General features: G+C 31.5%; 17 protein-coding genes. 13 read left to right on the top strand and 4 right to left on the bottom strand.

Going from position 1 to position 18,637, the window contains the following annotated elements; all coding sequences use genetic code 11:
• The first annotated feature begins 48 nt into the window (after nucleotides 1-48).
• The 3 genes from glsA (at nucleotide 49) to JOC70_RS15685 (ending at nucleotide 2,489) form a co-directional block, all read left to right on the top strand.
• The gene (glsA, locus tag JOC70_RS15695; protein ID WP_204599940.1) at nucleotides 49-966 is read left to right on the top strand and encodes a glutaminase A; all 918 of its coding nucleotides are present in this window, start codon (nucleotides 49-51) and stop codon (nucleotides 964-966) included.
• A gap of 153 nt (nucleotides 967-1,119) precedes the next feature.
• Entirely contained in the window at nucleotides 1,120-1,353 is a 234-nt protein-coding gene (locus JOC70_RS15690; protein WP_204599844.1) for a hypothetical protein, read from the top strand.
• 242 nt (nucleotides 1,354-1,595) lie between these two features.
• Entirely contained in the window at nucleotides 1,596-2,489 is an 894-nt protein-coding gene (locus tag JOC70_RS15685; RefSeq protein ID WP_204599843.1) for a chemotaxis protein, read from the top strand.
• 50 nt (nucleotides 2,490-2,539) lie between these two features.
• Here the strand turns inward: JOC70_RS15685 and JOC70_RS15680 are convergent, their stop codons facing one another.
• On the bottom strand, nucleotides 2,540-4,480 hold the full coding sequence (locus tag JOC70_RS15680; protein ID WP_204599842.1) for a Cache 3/Cache 2 fusion domain-containing protein: 1,941 nt from the start codon (nucleotides 4,478-4,480) through the stop codon (nucleotides 2,540-2,542).
• Nucleotides 4,481-4,815: 335 nt separating this feature from the next.
• On the opposite strand from JOC70_RS15680, the gene JOC70_RS15675 reads away from it, so the two are divergent.
• Genes JOC70_RS15675 through JOC70_RS15665 form a run of 3 tightly spaced genes read left to right on the top strand, consistent with a single transcriptional unit; the run spans nucleotide 4,816 to nucleotide 6,916 of the window.
• Entirely contained in the window at nucleotides 4,816-5,496 is a 681-nt protein-coding gene (locus JOC70_RS15675) for a pseudouridine synthase (protein WP_204599841.1), read from the top strand.
• A gap of 3 nt (nucleotides 5,497-5,499) precedes the next feature.
• Nucleotides 5,500-6,171, top strand: a complete 672-nt coding sequence (locus JOC70_RS15670) for a chloramphenicol acetyltransferase (RefSeq protein ID WP_204599840.1) — start codon at nucleotides 5,500-5,502, stop codon at nucleotides 6,169-6,171.
• 19 nt (nucleotides 6,172-6,190) lie between these two features.
• Nucleotides 6,191-6,916 (top strand): MBL fold metallo-hydrolase, encoded by a 726-nt coding sequence (locus JOC70_RS15665; protein WP_204599839.1) that lies wholly within the window; start codon nucleotides 6,191-6,193, stop codon nucleotides 6,914-6,916.
• A 53-nt stretch (nucleotides 6,917-6,969) separates the two neighbouring features.
• On the opposite strand, the gene JOC70_RS15660 is transcribed toward JOC70_RS15665, so the two are convergent.
• The gene (locus JOC70_RS15660; RefSeq protein ID WP_204599838.1) at nucleotides 6,970-8,148 is read right to left on the bottom strand and encodes an iron-containing alcohol dehydrogenase; all 1,179 of its coding nucleotides are present in this window, start codon (nucleotides 8,146-8,148) and stop codon (nucleotides 6,970-6,972) included.
• 145 nt (nucleotides 8,149-8,293) lie between these two features.
• Here JOC70_RS15660 and JOC70_RS15655 point away from each other — a divergent pair, with 145 nt between their 5' ends.
• Nucleotides 8,294-8,662, top strand: coding sequence for a winged helix-turn-helix transcriptional regulator (locus JOC70_RS15655; protein ID WP_204599837.1), 369 nt, complete (start codon nucleotides 8,294-8,296; stop codon nucleotides 8,660-8,662).
• A 270-nt stretch (nucleotides 8,663-8,932) separates the two neighbouring features.
• Here JOC70_RS15655 and JOC70_RS15650 read toward each other — a convergent pair whose 3' ends face one another.
• Nucleotides 8,933-9,556, bottom strand: a complete 624-nt coding sequence (locus JOC70_RS15650) for a flavodoxin family protein (RefSeq protein ID WP_204599836.1) — start codon at nucleotides 9,554-9,556, stop codon at nucleotides 8,933-8,935.
• A 251-nt stretch (nucleotides 9,557-9,807) separates the two neighbouring features.
• On the opposite strand from JOC70_RS15650, the gene JOC70_RS15645 reads away from it, so the two are divergent.
• The 6 genes from JOC70_RS15645 (at nucleotide 9,808) to JOC70_RS15620 (ending at nucleotide 18,019) form a co-directional block, all read left to right on the top strand.
• Complete coding sequence (locus JOC70_RS15645; protein WP_204599939.1) at nucleotides 9,808-11,475, top strand: GH3 family acyl-acid amido synthetase; 1,668 nt, start codon at nucleotides 9,808-9,810, stop codon at nucleotides 11,473-11,475.
• Nucleotides 11,476-11,668: 193 nt separating this feature from the next.
• Nucleotides 11,669-12,514 (top strand): ABC transporter ATP-binding protein, encoded by an 846-nt coding sequence (locus JOC70_RS15640; RefSeq protein ID WP_204599835.1) that lies wholly within the window; start codon nucleotides 11,669-11,671, stop codon nucleotides 12,512-12,514.
• Nucleotides 12,465-13,391, top strand: coding sequence for an iron-hydroxamate ABC transporter substrate-binding protein (locus JOC70_RS15635; RefSeq protein WP_204599834.1), 927 nt, complete (start codon nucleotides 12,465-12,467; stop codon nucleotides 13,389-13,391). The genes JOC70_RS15640 and JOC70_RS15635 overlap by 50 nt, the downstream gene beginning before the upstream one ends.
• 74 nt (nucleotides 13,392-13,465) lie before the next feature.
• The gene (locus tag JOC70_RS15630) at nucleotides 13,466-14,473 is read left to right on the top strand and encodes a FecCD family ABC transporter permease (RefSeq protein WP_204599833.1); all 1,008 of its coding nucleotides are present in this window, start codon (nucleotides 13,466-13,468) and stop codon (nucleotides 14,471-14,473) included.
• On the top strand, nucleotides 14,470-15,477 hold the full coding sequence (locus tag JOC70_RS15625; RefSeq protein WP_204599832.1) for a FecCD family ABC transporter permease: 1,008 nt from the start codon (nucleotides 14,470-14,472) through the stop codon (nucleotides 15,475-15,477). Before JOC70_RS15630 ends, JOC70_RS15625 begins: the two co-directional genes overlap by 4 nt.
• A gap of 232 nt (nucleotides 15,478-15,709) precedes the next feature.
• On the top strand, nucleotides 15,710-18,019 hold the full coding sequence (locus JOC70_RS15620; protein WP_204599831.1) for an Ig-like domain-containing protein: 2,310 nt from the start codon (nucleotides 15,710-15,712) through the stop codon (nucleotides 18,017-18,019).
• Nucleotides 18,020-18,292: 273 nt separating this feature from the next.
• On the opposite strand, the gene JOC70_RS15615 is transcribed toward JOC70_RS15620, so the two are convergent.
• Nucleotides 18,293-18,394 carry a putative holin-like toxin gene (locus JOC70_RS15615; RefSeq protein WP_035311500.1) on the bottom strand — a complete coding sequence of 34 codons (102 nt, stop codon included), beginning with the start codon at nucleotides 18,392-18,394 and terminating at the stop codon, nucleotides 18,293-18,295.
• Nucleotides 18,395-18,637: the final 243 nt, after the last annotated feature.

The raw sequence follows: 18,637 nt of genomic DNA, 5'->3' as shown, positions 1-18,637 counted from the left end.
GGGAGGTGGGATTTTCTACAAATAATGATACTTTTGGAGGGACAAAATATGAAAAAGGTTCTTCAGGAAGCTTATACTTATGCAAAGCAATGGATGGGACAAGGTAAGGTTGCAGATTATATTCCGGAGTTAGCTAAAGCTGATCCCAATCATTTGTCTATATGTATTACCGATTTAGGTGGTTATACTCATTGCATTGGAGATAGCAAAATTCATTTTACTATTCAAAGTATTGCTAAGATTATTATACTTGCTACTGCCTTAAAATCCGTAGGTTTTGAGGAGGTATTTAGTCGGGTTGGTATGGAACCCACCGGAGATTCATTTAACTCCATTGTACGGCTGGAAACAATGCATAGTTATAAGCCATTTAATCCAATGATCAATGCTGGAGCTATTTCTGTTACATCTTGTATTCCTGGTAAAAGTCCAGGAGAAAGGTTTGAAAAAATATTGTATAATGCAAGATTACTACTGGGAAACCAAGAATTAACCTATGATGAACATGTTTTTTATTCAGAAAGCAAAACTGGTGGCCGTAACCGAGCTCTTGCTTATATGATGAATGATGGTAAAGTACTTTTGGGGAATGTTGAAGAACATCTGGAGGTTTATTTCAAAGCTTGTTCTCTTAGGGTAACATGTGAGGAAATCAGTTACTTTGGTGCAATTCTAGCTAACAACGGCATATCACCGAGAACAGGCAAAATGATTATTGAACCCTTTCAGGTTAAAGTAATTCGCTCACTTATGACTACTTGCGGTATGTATGATGCCTCGGGAGAGTTTGCTATTTGTGTAGGTATTCCTAGCAAAAGCGGAGTGGGCGGAGGAATTATGGGAGCAGTCCCCAATCGTATGGGTATAGGTGTCTATTCTCCTGCCCTTGATGCAAAGGGAAATAGTTACTGTGGCATAAAAGCCATGGAATTCTTATCTCATGCTCTAGAATTGAGTATCTTCTAGAACAACTCAGGTTGGCTTAAACACCTTCCAGTAATGGACGGTGTTTTTTAATGCTTAAAATATAAAACATGTTGAATAGATAACTAAATACTTGTTATTTTATTATTAATACATATAATTATACTTGAGAAAAACAAATAATGGAGGTAAATTATGACTAGTGATGAAATATATAAAAGAATAATTGTTATGGATAGTGTTAAATCTGCAAATGCATTTATGAAGGATAATAATATAAGTAAATCCGACATTGGAAAGTTATGTAAGAAGTATGATATATTTGTAGACCCTAAAGCAACAAAAGAAGAGCTGATAAATAGATTCATAAGTTTAACTTTAGGTGAGAAATTAAAAAAGAAATCTGCTAATAAATATAAAACAAAATAAGAAATAAGTGCCACCCACATGGCAAGTGGCAAATGAAGATAGATAATTTATATGAACCACCTTCCAGTAATGGATGGTGGTTTTTAATTTAGGATTGCTGTAAAGATAAACCTTGGTTAGTCGATAACATAAATAGAAAAACATAGAAAAAAATCGCAATTTGAAATATAATATATATTAAGATAAATTTAATTGCCTGTATATTTATGAGAAATATATTATTTATAAAAGGAGATTTGATTATGGGAAGTGGCATATTACTCGAAAGCGGCACTGGTGAAGTAGAGATTCTAGAATTTATAGTGAATAATAAACACTATGGAATTAATGTAATAAAGGTTAAAGAAGTACTAGAAATGGAAGAGTTAACTGAAATTCCTCAATCTCATCCAGCAGTAGCGGGACTAATTCTGTGCAGAAATGAAATAATAACTTTAGTAAATTTAAAATATGTTTTAGATGGACAAAACGTAGTAAATAAGAAAAATAAAGTAATACTATGTGAATTTAATAAAACTAAAGTTGCATTTAATATTGATAGCATAGTTGGTATACATAGAATAGGGTGGAATAATATAAGTAAACCTGAAGATATTGCGAGTAACCCTTTAATTATAGGAAACATAATATTAAACAATAAAATAATTTTCTTATTAGACTTTGAAAAAATTGTTACAGATATAAACCCTGAATCAGGAATAAGTGAGGATAAAATTATAGATGTTGAATATAGGGATAGATCAGATATTAAACTTATGTTGGTAGATGATTCTCCTCTAATAAGAAGACTCTTAAAAGAGACTTTAACTAAAGCCGGCTTTACTAATTTGAAGTCTTTTGATGAAGGAGAACAAGCTTTAGATTACTTGAAGAAATTAGTAAGAGAAAAGGGAGAAGATTTTATAAAAGAGGTCCAGCTTGTTATAACAGATATAGAAATGCCTAAAATGGATGGACATACCCTTACACGAAGAATCAAGGAAGATAATATATTAAGGGAACTTCCAGTGATAATATTTTCTTCTCTAATTACAAATGAGTTAGCCCATAAAGGAAAATCTGTAGGAGCAGATGCCCAATTAAGTAAGCCAGAGGTAGGAACTTTAGTTGAATTAATAGATAAGTTTATAAAATAGTATTTATTATAAGAAATAAACCGCCAGAAATGGCGGCTTTTTTTAACATATTAGTTATATATATCAGAAAATTCAATTTGTATTTTTTCTACATTTATCTGGTGAGGTAATTTATTTAGTGGTTCGGATATATCTTCTTCTAAGATTGTTTTAACAGGAAGCTCTATAATAAATTCTGTTCCTTCCCCATATTTGCTGTTCACAGAAATTGTTCCATCATGCATCTCCACCAATGATTTTACCATTGATAGCCCTATGCCGCTTCCCTCGTGGGTTCTACTTAATAAAGGACCTACTTGTTTAAATCTTTCAAAAATCTGTTTCAGGTTATCTTGAGAGATTCCTATTCCATTATCTTTTACAGAAATAAGTATAAATTCTTCTTTGTCATAAATATTAACTTCTATTGTATCACCAGGTTTTGTGAATTTAGTTGCATTAGAAATAAGATTAAGCATAATTCGCTCCATTTTTTCTAGATCAAAATTCATAATCTTTTCCTCTATATCTGTATCAAATATAAGGTTTCTAGATTTACTTTCCACATATTCGGCAGTTGATAAAGTTATATTTTCAATTACCTCTACAATATTAGCATTTTGCAAATTTGACTCCATGAATCCAGAATCTATCTTTGTAATATCAATTATGTTGTTTACTAATCTAAGCAGCCTATAACAATTTTGTTTAATAATAGTTATGTGTTGCTTCATCTTTGTATTAGCAAATCCTTCGGGATTATTGTTCATATAAAGAGAAGAAAGTTGGACTGCTGAAAAGATTATATTTAAAGGTGTTCTTAATTCATGGGACATATTCGCAATGAATTCAGTTTTTAATTTATCGTAGTGATCTTTTTCTTCTAATAATCTTTTATTTTCCTTTATCATGTGATTGAAGCTATTTGATAGTATTCCAATTTCATCTTTGCTTTTTATATCACAACGTACTGTTAAATCCCCACTACTGGCAATCTCCATACAGTGTTTTAACTTGTTTATAGGTTTAAGCAAAGTATTAGCTAAGAATAAAGCTAAAATTGAAGCTGTTAGTAAAATTAGTATCACCGTAATTAATGTCATATTCAAAATTGATTTAGATGAGGATTTTAAATCATCATAATTAGCAGTAGTAACAATGTACCAATCCCAAGGTTGAAAGTATTTATATGCAGCTAATTTTGAGATGTCATTAAATTTATATTCAATTACTCCATTGTTGCTTTTAAACATTTTTTTGGAAAAATCATAATTGCCAATATTTTGTCCTTTTATATTTGGATGAACAAGAACATCTCCTTTTGAATTCATTATATAAACATAACCAGTTTGACCTATCTTAATGTCACTCAGCGTCTTTTCTAAATACTCATTTAAAGTTTTATATCCTAAGGCAATTGCACCTATAACTTTTTGGTTTTTATCTAGTAGGGGCTTATACCCTGTTATAAGCCAATTTCCTTCAACTAAATTGCTATCATAATAGGATTCAGCATTTACTATTTTTCTATAAACAGGGGAGCTGCTACTTATGAAAGTTCCTATAGCGCTTTTATTATCTTTAGTAGTAACATTTGTAGAAACCCTTATCAGTTTATCGTCTTTTAATAAAAATATGGAGGTAATTGCCCCAGTTGATTGTTTTATATCATCAGTCAAAGCTGAAGGCAGCGGTAATTTATTATCGCCAATATACATTGAAGGTAAAATAAAGTTTCCTACTTGAATTTGTTTCTTATCATCTATTATTATTTCACCTGAATTAAGTATTAGCTTTTCTACATAATATAGCTCACAATGTACTTTTTCTAAGAGTAAATTATTTCTGACACTAACAGTGGTATTAATTAGTTCTGATACACGTTCACTTTTTTCTGTTATTTCATTAAAAACTGCGGTTCGTGATTTGGTAGCGATTAAAAAACCTAAAATACATACTGAAAACACAATTAACAATAAATAACTTGTCATCAATTTAGATTTGATATTCATATATTTTCGGCAACCTCCTTATATTAATATTAAAGTGTATAGATGTCCTTGAAATCTATGAAGTATTCAAAATAATTACGACCTTTAATTGTAGTCTATAATTCTACATTTTTTTATAAATTCCTCTTTTATTTCCAATTAAAAGTTTGATTAAAATTACATTTGTATTATAAGTTGGAATAGAGGTTAATTGTAATATTAAAGATTAGTACATATTAACTTTGAAACTTGTTGTATAATATTTATAAGAGTAAGGTTGTGATTGAGTACAAAAGTCATAAAGATTATACATGAACTAATTTATACAGACATAAGAGAAAGGATAAAGATTTTGAATGAGAATAAATAAACTTCTTAGTAATTTGGGTTATTGTTCAAGAAGGGATACTAATAGACTTATTGAGCAAAATAGAATAACAGTAAATGGTGAACTTTGTAGTCCAGGACAGTGGGTGAAAGAAGAAGATGTTATTCTCATTGATAATAAGCCTATTCCATTAAAGGACAAGATTTATATTGCATTAAATAAACCAGTTGGAATTACCTGCACTGCATCAAAGGAAGTGGAAAGTAATATAATTGATTTTATGAATTATCCAGAATATATTTTTCCAGTTGGCAGATTAGACAAAGCATCTCAAGGACTAATATTAATGACCAACGATGGAGATTTGGCAAATAGAATCTTGGAATCAGAAAATGAGCACGAAAAAGAATATATTGTAACTGTTGATAAGCCATTTGATGATTATTTTACAAAGGGAATGTCTGAAGGAGTAGAAATTCAGGGAGTTAAGACAAGAGCTTGTAAAGTAAATAGAATAGGGGAAGATACTTTTCGTATTATTCTAACCCAAGGGTTAAATAAGCAAATTCGAAGAATGAGCAAAGTCTTCGGGTACACAGTGGTGCGTTTAGAACGTATTCGAATTATGAATATAAGAATTGATGATATAGATATCGGTAAATGGCGTAATCTTACAGAGAAAGAAGTATCAGAATTAAGGAGGAATTAGTTTATGTTTCAGGTGGTTGATGTTGAAAAGTGGGAAAGAAAGGAGCATTTTAAATACTATACTGAACAAATTAAATGTGGTTATAGTATTACTGCTAATCTTGATGTCACTTTGTTTAAAGATATATTAGAAAAGAATAATTTTAAATTTTATCCTTCATTTATCTATTGTGTTACTTATAACGTAAATTTAATGCCAGAGTTTCGCATGAGGTTGGGGGAAAATAATCAATTAATAATATATGATATTGTTCATCCTAATTATACAATTTTTCATAATGATGATCATACGTTCTCAGATATATGGTCAGAATATACCAGTGATTTTTATAAGTTTTATAATAATTATAAGGATGATATGGAAAGGTATTCGAATGGTAAAGGCATAAAAGCCAAGCCAAACCAACCTGAAAATTTTTATTGTATATCTTGTGTCCCATGGCTGAGTTTCACCGGATATTCAACCTATAGTAGCGGCTGTACACCAGCATTAATGCCAATCATAACATATGGAAAGTATCATGAAGAAAATGGAAAGTGGATAATGCCGTTTACTGTAACAATATCACATGCAGCGGCTGATGGATATCATGTAAGTAAGCTCATAAATAGCATTCAAATGACAATAGACAAATTTGATACAATATTATCACAGGAATATAAAAACCAGGAATAATTTTAAAGGAGTAAAAAATATGAAACTAAAGAAAATATCCGATAGAATTTATTATTTACCTAACGAAGAAGAAAATGACAGACCAGTTCTTGGGTATATTAAAGGAGATAAATATTCATTAGCTATAGATGCAGGTAATTCATCTAAGCATGTAGAAAAATTTTATTCTGAATTAAATAATTTAGATTTGAAGTTGCCAGATTATACAGTGATTACTCACTGGCACTGGGATCATACATTTGGAATGCATTCAGTAGAAGGCAAGACAATTGCAGGGAAGACTACAAATGATAAATTGAAAGAAGTTGCAACATGGCAGTGGTCTGATGAGGACATGAAAAACAGACTTGAAGCAGGGGAAGACATTGAAATGTGTGATAGGTGTATCAAAGTAGAGTATTCAAACAGGCAAGAAATAAAAGTAATCCCTGCGGATATAGAATTTAACGGAAGTTTAAAAATTGATTTAGGCGGAATTCATTGTGAATTAATCCAAGTTGAAGCACCTCATTCAGAAGACTCCGTTTTAATTTGCGTACCAGAAGAAAAAACGTTGTTTGTAGGTGATGCAAATTGCGAAGATTTTTATAATAACAATGGTAATTATGATAAAGATAAGCTGGAGTCTTTTATTGCACTAATGAGAAAAATCCATTTTGATACTTATGTTTGGGGGCATGATGAACCGCAAACTAAGGATGAAGCAATTACATATTTAGTAGATCAACTAGAAATGCTTAAATAGATTTAAAAATTAGGGTAAGAATATTCTTACCCTAATAAATATTTAATATGGATTTATTTATAGGCATTATACATTATTTCCATGGTTTCGTCTAAAGATAGAGAATAACGATCCATTGCAAAAAGTCCTGCCATAGCGCTGCGAGCATTTTCAGCAAGCTTAGGGATGTCCTCTTTTTTTATTCCATAGTCAGACATTTTTATATTTCTAACACCACAAACTTCCTGAAGCTTAACTAGGGCATTTACAAAGGAGATAGCACGGTCTTCCTCTGGAAGTAAGTCTGCATCAACTCCCATAGCCTTTGCCATAGCAGTAAATCTTTCAGGAACTTTAGAAGCAAAGAATGTATAGTATGATTCAGAAAGCATTATAAGTCCTGCGCCATGTGGAAGCTTAGGATAGTGTGCGCTAAGAGCATGCTCCATAGAGTGCTCTGAAGTACAGCGGGATGTAGATTCTACAAAACCTGAAAGAGTATTAGCTAAAGCTACGTATGTACGAGCTTCTAAGTTATTTCCATCTTTTACGCAAATAGGCAGATATTTAGATATTAATTCAATGCTTTTAAGGGCATATGCATCACTTATTGGTGTTGCTACATTAGCGATGTATCCTTCTGTTGAATGGAAAAGAGCATCAAATCCTTGATAAGCAGTTAGTTTTTCGGGTACAGTTAACATTAGTTCTGGATCCACTACTGATAATACTGGAAAAGTATATTCATTGCCAAATCCAATTTTTTCATTTGTGTCTTCATTAGTTATAACAGTCCAAGGGTCTACTTCAGTACCAGTACCTGCGGTTGTAGTAATAGCTACTATAGGGAGAGGACGATTTTGAACTGGTAAGCCTTTTCCAGTACCATCAACTACATAATCCCAGTAATCACCAGGATTATTAGCCATAACAGCAATACTTTTTGAAGAATCAATACTGCTGCCCCCACCTAATCCAATTACAAAATCACAGCCTTCTGCTTTTGCAAGCAGTGCGCCTTCCATAATATGAGATTTGATAGGATTTGGAAGTATTTTATCAAATAGAACATAGTCTATTTCATTGCCCTTAAGTATATTTATAAGTCTATCTAGGTATCCATTTTCTTTTACTGACTTACCTGAAGAAATTACAATTAAAGCCTTTTTACCAGGTAAAACTTCCAGAGAAAGCTCGTTCAACTTTCCAGCGCCAAATAAAAGCTTTGTTGGAATATGATAATTAAAATTCATGAGTATACCACCCTCCATAATTAGTATGTTTATTGATATCATCACTTATAGTATAATATTCCTATGATTTTTAACAAGAATGCACTTTTATGATAGATAGTAACATTGATGATACCGATAACTATAGGAGGTGGAGGAGTTTAATATGGAAAAAGATATAAAGTCTAAGAAAGCTATATGTGAAATAGAGGTAGCCATTAGCGTAATAGGTGGCAAGTGGAAGCCATTAATACTTTGGCATCTTGGAGAGTATGAAACAGTTAGATTTAGTAAGCTTCAACATCTTATACCAGATATAACACATAGAATTTTGACAAAACAACTAAGGGAGCTTGAGGATTGTAAGCTTATACAAAGAACTGTATATCCAGATGTACCTGTAAGGGTTGAATATAAAATAACAAGACGAGGTAAGGATGTTCTTCCTATTCTTGATATGATGTGTGACTGGGCAAGTAAAAATGACTATTTTGGATATGATATTAAATATAATTTATGCGAAGAAAGTAATTAAATTGCTTAAATATATAAATGAACTAGAACCTGTAAGTGTCAGCGACTTAGCTCGTATTATCAGGCTAGATAGAACTACTCTTGTGAGAAATTTCAAACCTTTGGAAGAAAAGGAGCTTGCATTAAAAGATGTCCTGTTAATATGAAAAATAAGGTATAAAGAGTAGTAGCCTACGTTATTCTTGTTACAAGGAACTGTAACATGGATAACGTAGACTTTTTAAACTACAAACTATTAAGCTATATGCTAAGTAATAGCTTTCCCTTAGTATTAACGTATAAAATTAGTAACAGCTCGTTGTTCTTTTTCTGGAAGCGTAACTCCAGATTCTTTACCCGCATTTATACACTTTAAAAGCCAAGCCATATTTTTGCCTAGTGTTCTCATTGTCTGCATTCCCTCAAGATCTTGCTTTACTTCCTCAGGAGTATTTCCGTGAACCATATTCCAATACTGAGAGGATACAATAGGCATATTTGAAATAGTAAAGTATTTATTTAACTGTTCGAAAGCTGCTGTTGAACCACCGCGTCTACAACTTACAATTGCAGCACCAGGTTTATATTGAAAGCCATTTCCAGCGTAGAAAAATCTATCTAGAAAGGATGTTATTTGACCAGATGCACTTGCATAGTGTACAGGAGAGCCAAAAATAAAACCGTCAGCTTCCTTTGCTTTTTCTAAAGCAATATTCACAGTATCATCGCTAAATACACACATATCATTATTAGTAGAACACCCGCCACAGGCCATACAACCGCGAATAGGTTTTGTTCCTACATGAAAAATTTCTGTTTCAATACCTTCCTTTTCTAAAGCTGTTACTACTTCAGTTAATGCAGTATAAGTACAGCCTCGAGCTTTTGGACTTCCATTGATAAGTAATACTTTCATTCTCTTACCTCGCTTTAATTATATATTTTCTAGGCATATTATTATTCTAAAATACGAGTATCAATATTACAAGCATGCTATTTTCTACTTAAATACTAAATTCCCTTAGGATAAGTAAATAGATTACTTGTGCACTGATGTTAATGAGTTTATATGCTATATATTTTTACAACTAATTATTATCAAAATTCCAGCTTTATTCATATATTAATTACAGAGAAATATTCAGGGAGTGTGCGATTACGAGTATAATAAGCAAAGTGCTTTATAAAATTGCCATAGAGGGTGGAGCAATAGTTAAAAGGAAGTTTGATAGAGAAACTCAGAATTGCAGAGTAGTAAACTCACAGGTATTATTTAAAATATTGAGGGGAAATTCTAAAAGTGAAATTGGAACTAAGCTTAACTTTGGGGATATTAAGTCTATAGAAGATTTTAAGAAACAAGTTCCATTATCAGAGTATAGCGATCATGAAAATTATATAGAAAGAATGGCAAATGGAGAAAAGAATATTTTGACAAGTGAAGATGTGGAATACTTTGGACATACATCTGGAACAACAGGAAAACAAAAATTAATTCCTTCTACTAAAAAAAGTAGAAAGATTGCTTCAAAGTATATGGCCCTTCTTACCAATAAATTTAGTTACGATAATTTTAAAGAAAACTGGAATTATGGAAAGGGACTAATGATAGCTGATATAGTTATGACAACTTATACTAAAGGAGGAATGCCAATATGTGCGGCTACTTCTGGAGGAATGAATGGTATAAGGCATATTCTCCCATACTTATATACTTCCCCAATAGAAGTTATGAAAATAAAAGATAAGGAAGCTGCTCTTTATCTTCATCTATTATTTGGATTAGCAGAAGCTAGACTTTTATATATAAGTGGAGTTTTTGTTTCAAATATATTAGATTTATTTAGAGTTTTAGAGAGTAAAAATCAAGATTTAGTAAGAGATATAAGAAGAGGACGTATAAATAACAATTTAAATATTGATGGAAGTACTAGAAAGAATTTAAATAAACTTCTTACTCCTAATGCTAGCAGAGCTGACAAATTAGAATATGAATTTAAAAAAGGATTTAAGGGGATAGCCAGAAGAATATGGCCTAGTTTGTTATATATTGCTACAGTAACTGGAGCAAACTTTTCTATATATGATGATAAAATAAATTATTATACCGATTCATTGCCTATTTATTCTCCAGCCTATGCTGCTACTGAAGCTATGATTGGAATTAATCCTTATGTAAATAAGATAAGATATGTAATTATTCCTGATACTGCTTTTTATGAATTTATCCCTATTGAAGAAGGAACTGAAGGAAGTCAATATACTTTTTGCTTAGACGAACTAAAAGTAGGAAAAAAGTATGAAATAGTTATCACTAATTATGCAGGACTTTATAGATATAGAATTGGTGATGTTATTAAGGTGGTTGGATTTTATAATAATTGTCCAGAAGTTGAATTTTTATATAGGAAGAATCAAGTACTTAATATGGTGTCTGAGAAGACTAATGAAGAGCATCTGACTAATGCCATAAGAAACACAGTAAAACAGTTAAATTTAAACTTAGTAGATTATACAACAATACCTGATAATTCAATTACACCTGGAAGATACATTTTTTATTTTGAGTTAAAAAATAATATATATAATTATAAAGCTGAATTATTAGAAGAAACATTAGACAGGGAAATTAGAAATTCAAATTTGGCCTATGATAGAGCTAGAAATAACAAGAAGTTAGGCAGGGTAAAAGTAATACTTTTAGCACCAAATACTTTCAATTTAATAAAGGAATCATTATTAAATAAAGGGATATCAAAAAATCAAATTAAGATTCCAAGGGTTATAATTAATAATAAAAATATATTAAGCATTATAAATAAAAATAAAATGTGAAAATGAATCATTTAAATCATAATTGTTACAGGAAACTGTCAGAGATGGCAGTTTCTTTTTGAGTTTATATAGAATGAAATATTTAGCTAGTAATAAATTAATAAAATCTATTGACATTTATAGTAAATACAATTATACTAACTTTAGTAAATGATAAAGATTATCATTATCAATAAAAAGATGGAGGAAAGTTATGGTTCGCCTATATACAGATAATATAAATATTGGATACGGTGAGCGTTTAATTGTGAAAGATCTCAGTGTAGAAATTCCGGATAAAAAAATTACTACTATCATTGGGGCAAATGGATGTGGGAAGTCTACACTACTAAAAGCAATTACTCGTATCATTTCTCATAAATCTGGTTCAGTTATTTTAGATGGGAAAAATATTTTAAGGGAAGATACGAAAGCTTTAGCTAAAAAAATTGCTATTCTTCCACAAACACCAGAAGGAACAACAGGGCTTACAGTTGGCGAATTGGTATCCTATGGCCGCTTTCCTTATCAAAAAGGTTTTGGGCAATTAACTAAGAGAGATCATGAAGTAATTGATTGGGCACTAGAGGTTACTGGAACAAAAGATTTTAAGTTTCGCAGCATAGATGCATTATCAGGAGGACAAAGTCAGCGTGTGTGGATTGCAATGGCTTTAGCCCAAGAAACTGAAATTATATTTCTTGATGAACCTACAACTTATTTAGATATGGCTCATCAATTAGAGGTATTAGAACTTCTACAAAAATTAAATGTAGAACAAGAACGTACAATTGTTATGGTTCTTCATGATCTAAATCATGCGGCGCGCTTTGCAGACTATATTATTGCTTTAAGAGATGGAAAAATCGTAAAAGCTGGAAACTCAGAAGAAATTATTAATAAGAAAGTGCTTAAAGAAGTGTTTCAGATTGATGCTGAAATTGGCAGAGATCCTAGAACAAACAAACCAATATGTACTACTTACAATTTATTAAAAGGAGAATATAAAAATGAAAAAGATACTAATTCCATTTATACTAGTGTTTGTGCTAATTATTAGTGCTTGTAGTAATCAATCAGCAAAGAAGGACAACTCTTCAAATGCAGAACAGAATAAATCAAAAACAATTACATATCAATCTGAAAATGGACCAATTGAAGTTCCAGCTGAACCAGAACGTATTGTTGTTTTAAATGCATTTGTATCTGGTAGTGTTATGGCCTTGGATGGAAATATTGTTGGTGTAGATACATGGTCTAAAGCTAATCCTAGATACGAACAGTATGTTAAAGATGCTGTAGAAGTATCTGATGAAAACTTAGAAAAAATTATTGAGTTAAAACCGGATCTTATTATTGCTGCATCAACCAATAAAAACATTGATAAATTAGGTAAAATTGCTCCAACAGTTACATACACATATGGAAAAGTAGATTATTTAGGACAGATTTTAGAAGTTGGTAAGTTAATTAATAAAGAAAAAGAAGCACAGGAGTGGATTAATGATTTTAAAACTCGTTCACAAAAAGCTGGGGAAGAAATTAAAGCAAAGCTTGGTGAAAATGTAACTGTTTCTGTTATAGAAAGTTATGAAAAACAGCTTTATGTATTTGGTGATAATTGGGCTAGGGGCACAGAAATACTTTATCAGGAAATGAAATTAAAGATGCCAGATAAAGTAAAGGAAATGGCACTAAAAGAAGGTTACTATGCATTATCAGCAGAGGTTCTTCCTGAATATGCGGGAGATTATATAATATTTAGTAAATATCAAAACGCAGATAACTCCTTTGAGGAAACAAATACATACAAAAATATTCCTGCGGTAAAAAATAACCATGTGATTGAGATAAATGGAAATGGAGCTTCATTTAATGATCCTATTACACTGGAATACCAATTAGATTTATTTAAGAAAAGCTTACTTGACAAATAACACTAGGGGAGGAATTCTTATTCAAAGAGTTCCTCTTCCTTCATTTAATAAATAAGAAAGGTACGGAATTGAAGATGAGAGAAAACAAACGTTTCATTCCATTTGGACTTAAATTGCTATTAGGAATAGTTGCTCTTACTTTAATGTTTGCTATTGCTATGGTTTTTGGAGCAGCAGATATCTCAATTAAAGATGTATGGCTTGCACTCACTTCCAATGAAGCAGGCAGCAAAATTTCTATTGTACGTGAAATTAGATTACCTAGGGAAATTGCAGCAATTTTTGTGGGAGCAGCTTTGGCTGTTGCAGGTGCAGTTATGCAGGGTATGACTAAGAATCCGCTAGCTGATCCAGGACTTCTTGGACTAACAGCAGGTGCAAACGCAGCACTTGCTATTACAATAGCCTTTTTTTCCTCAGCTAATTACTTTATAATTATAGCCGTTTGTTTTATTGGAGCAGCTGCTGGAGTTATTCTTGTGTTTGGAATTAGTTCTGCAAAAAAAGGTGGATTTTCCTCTTTTAGAATTGTACTAGCAGGTACTGCAGTTTCGGCTTTTTTATATGCAGTATCAGAAGGTATTGGGATTTACTTTAAAGTATCAAAAGAAGTATCTATGTGGACTGCAGGTGGAATAGTTGGAACTTCATGGAGTCAGCTTAAGATAGTTATTCCTTTTATTTTGATAGGGCTTTTAACTGCCATGTATCTTTCAAAGCAACTTACAATCATTAGTTTAAGTGAAGAAGTTGCAATTGGACTTGGACAAAATATAAGAAGAATAAAAATAATACTTTTTATAGTGATTACTTTACTTGCAGGTGCTTCTGTTGCACTTGTTGGAAATATGGCATTTGTGGGACTGATGATTCCGCATATGGTTCGTGCTATTGTTGGAACGGATTATAAATTTATTATACCAATGTCCATGGTTTTAGGAGCTACTTTAATGCTGCTTGCAGATACACTTGCTCGTACAATTAATGCTCCATATGAAACGCCTATAGCAGCTATAATGTCAGTGGTAGGAATACCATTTTTCTTATTTATTGTACGCAGAGGAGGGAAGATGTTCTCATGATTGAACAAGCTTTAATAAGGAAACAACGATTAGCATTTTGTTTATTATTAGTATTAATTGCAGTTACTATTGTTGTTGGAATGGGCATAGGAGAATCTTCCTTGTCCTATAATAGGCTTATTCCTACTATCTTGGGTAAAGGTGATTTTAAAGATGAGTTTGTCTTATTCTCAATTCGCCTGCCTAGAATTATAATTACGCTACTTTCCGGTATGGCGCTTGCATTATCTGGTGCTATTTTACAGGGAATTACTCGAAATGATTTAGCTGATCCCGGTATTATAGGAATAAATAATGGAGCAGGTGTTGCAATTGCTATTTTCTTTCTATTTTTTCCAGTGAATACGGGAGCATTTACTTATTTATTACCTGTAGTTGCTTTTTCAGGGGCTCTTATTACAGCTGGTATTATTTATTTATTTTCATATAACAAGTATGAAGGTGTGCAAACTATAAAGCTAGTTCTTGTTGGAGTTGGATTTTCAATGGCCCTTTCAGGACTTATGATTGTACTTATTTCATCGGCAGATCGCATAAAAGTAGAATTTATAGCGAAATGGTTATCGGGAAATATTTGGGGTACTGATTGGCCATTTGTTTGGGCAGTTATTCCGTGGTTAGTTATTTTAATCCCCTTTGTATTATATAAAGCAAATCATTTAAATTTACTTCAAATTAGTGAGTCTGTAGCTATAGGAGTAGGCGTATCAGTTGAAAAAGAGCGTATTAAGCTTTTAACAGCAGCTGTAGCACTAGCAGCCTCAGCAGTTTCTGTAACAGGAGCAATTTCATTTGTTGGATTAATGGCTCCACACATTGCAAAGGCTTTGGTGGGACCAAGAAATCAATTATTTATTCCAATTGCTATTTTAATAGGGGGATGGCTCCTATTATTTGCAGATATAATTGGGCACAATGTAATTCAACCTAATGGAATTCCAGCGGGTATTACGGTTGCGTTAATTGGTGCACCATATTTTATATATTTATTATTAAAAAAATAAAAATACATGTATTAGGGTGATTGAATATTTAAAAAGCTATACTTTTAAATATTTAATCGCCCTTAAAATTTTAAATAAATATAATGTAAACTTATTTTATAACGACATTTAACCATAAGAAGAATTTTATGACTAGAAGTTATTAAATGTTATGGGAAAACAAAGGAGGATAATAGAGTAAAATGTAGAATTATAATATAATATAATGAAATAACAATAAAGGAGATTAAAGATGAGAATTAAAAAAACTGAAAAGGTAATTTTAACTTTAATAATAGCATCTATGATAATTTTTAACCTTCCTTTTACATTTAATCCACATAAAAGTAGGTTTTTAAATGTTAATAGAGTACTAGCAAGTTCAGGAATAACAATAACATCAATAGATGATATAAATGAAACGGTTTATATAAATGACAAGTATACATTACCAAGAACAGTAAAGGCAACAATGAGTGATGGAAGCACTAAGGATGTAAAAGTAAGCTGGAAATCAACACGGGTAACTACCAATAGAGCAGATACATATAATTATGATGGAACAGTTTCTGGATATAGCAGTAAAGTTAGATTAACATTAACAGTGGTTCCTATAGAATCAATAGCTGATATAAGTGAAACAATATACATAAATGACAGTTATATATTGCCTAAAACAGTAGCGGCAACAATGGGTGATGGAAGTACCAAGGAAGTAAAAGTAACTTGGAATAAATCAACAGCAGTTACAAAAGAGTGTGGAGTACATGTTTACAGTGGAACGGTTTCAGGCTATAGTAATAAGGCTAAATTAACATTGATAGTGATACCTATAGTTTCAATAGCTGATATAAGCGAAAAAATATACATAAATGACAGCTATACAATGCCAAAGACAGTAATAGCAACAATGGGTGATGGGAGCACAAAGGAAGTAAAGGTAACTTGGAGTTCATCAAAGGCAACTGTAAATAAGGTAGGTACAACTACTTATAATGGAGCGGTTGCAGGATATAGTACTAAAGTCAAGTTAACATTAACAGTAATAGGAGTAACCTCGATAGAAAATATAAATAAAACAATAAATATAAATGATAGTTTTATATTACCAACTACGTTAATAGCAACGATGGGTGATGAGAGTACGAGGGATGTAAAGGTAAGTTGGAGTCCGTCAAAACCAGTTATAAATAAAGTAGGCACATATACTTATAATGGAACAGTGGTTGGATACAGCAGTAAGGTTAAATTAACGTTAATAGTAAGTCCAATATCCTCGATAGAAGACATAAATGACAAAGTATATATAAATGACAGCTATACGCTTCCAACCACATTAAATGCCACAATGAGTGATGGAAGTATTAGATCTGTAAGTGTAAAATGGAATACATCAAGACCAAATACAAGTAAAGCGGGCGAATTTACTTTTAGTGGAACGGTTGATGGATATAATAGTAAAGTTAAAGCTACATTAAGAGTAATTGGAATAGATTCAATAGATGAGATAAATGAAAGGATAAATCTACATGACAACTATACATTCCCAACTACAGTATTAGCAATGATGGGTGATGGAACTACAAGAGACTTAAAAGTAACCTGGAATCCATCAAAAGCAGTTACCAATAAAGCAGGAGCATCTACTTATAATGGAACAGTTATGGGATATTCCAGCAAGGTTAAATTAACATTAATAGTAAACCCAATCATATCTGTAAGTGCAGTAGTAAGTGCAACAATAAACGTAAATGATGTTTATGCATTACCAAAGACAGTAATGGCTACTATGAGTGATGGAAGCACAAAGCCTGTAGAGGTAAAGTGGAACCCATCAAAAGTAAGTACGAATAGAGAAGGAACATTTACTTATACAGGAACAATAGACGGTTATAATGGTAAAATAAATTTCACATTAAATATAAATCCTGTTACACCACTAAGTGACACCGTGAATTTAGGTGATAATTATACACTTCCAGAAAAAGTTACAGCGAAAATGAGTGATGGAAGTACAATACGTAATGTTGGGGTAATATGGGATAAATCAGAGGTAGACACAAGTAAACTAGGAACATTCACATATACTGGAACATTAAATGGATATATTAATAAAGTTAAATTGACATTAACAGTTAAAGAAGAAAATCCGATTAAATCAGTAGATTTTAACATAATTACTAAGCCTACTTATTCTAAAGTATATAATTATGCATCAGCATTACAGGCGACTGAGTCAGTAGGTAAGGATCCAATTATTAAGGGGGTTACACTTACTAGCTCAGCATCTAAACCAATTAGACTAGATATAAATAACGTAGCAGAAGCTAAATATAATGTTTTATATATTGATAAAAACTCAAACGGAAAGTATGATAAAGGAACTGATTCCATTATTGGACAGTTTACAATCACAGCAACAGGGAAATTTGCAAATACTTATAATGGCTTAGCAGATGGTATCAAAGTAGTAGCAGGGGATAATGGAGTTGTATCATTTAGAGTTTATAATGTAGATGGCAGCAAAATTAAATCTTCTACTACAGTTACGGTGAAATTTTAAAGTGCCACCCACGTGACAAGTGGCAAATAATTGCTAATTGCAACTAGTTTATAATTTTGCTTAAGTAATAAGGAACTATAGTGGAATTTAAAAGTCTTATATAAAATAGGTTTAATTTTCTAAAATATTTGATATAATATAAGTATAAATGAGCAAAATAAAATAGGGTGCTGGTAACACCCTATAACATACAATTCTAGTTGCTTAGGCAACTGATATCACTATTAATTGTTTAATTAAAATAGTAGCTAACCAATTGCGAGATGGGGGCTACTATTTTTTTGAGATTTTTTCTATAAGTAACACTATTAACGTCAATAGTGAAATCAAGAATAATCCACCTTCAAATAATAACATTAAAACGTCATTACTCATTTTATCACCTCCCTTCAACAGGGATGGGTGATATCAAGTAGCCCACATTCAACTATATTGAATTGTATTAGAAAATTATACCATATATTTTGTGGGAATTCCATAATGTGAAATATGAGATAGTTTGTCAAGCAGTTATCAAATCAATGAAAGAAATATGTGAGATGCTTTTTAAAAGGATTTGGAAGGTTATTATAGAATATATTTATAAAGTTACAATTGTATAATATGTGTAGAAGTAAA

This window comes from Clostridium pascui (assembly GCF_016908015.1).
Lineage (GTDB): Bacteria > Bacillota > Clostridia > Clostridiales > Clostridiaceae > Clostridium_AK > Clostridium_AK pascui.
Note: the sequence above shows the minus strand (reverse complement) of the source record. Positions and strands in the feature narration are given on the sequence as shown.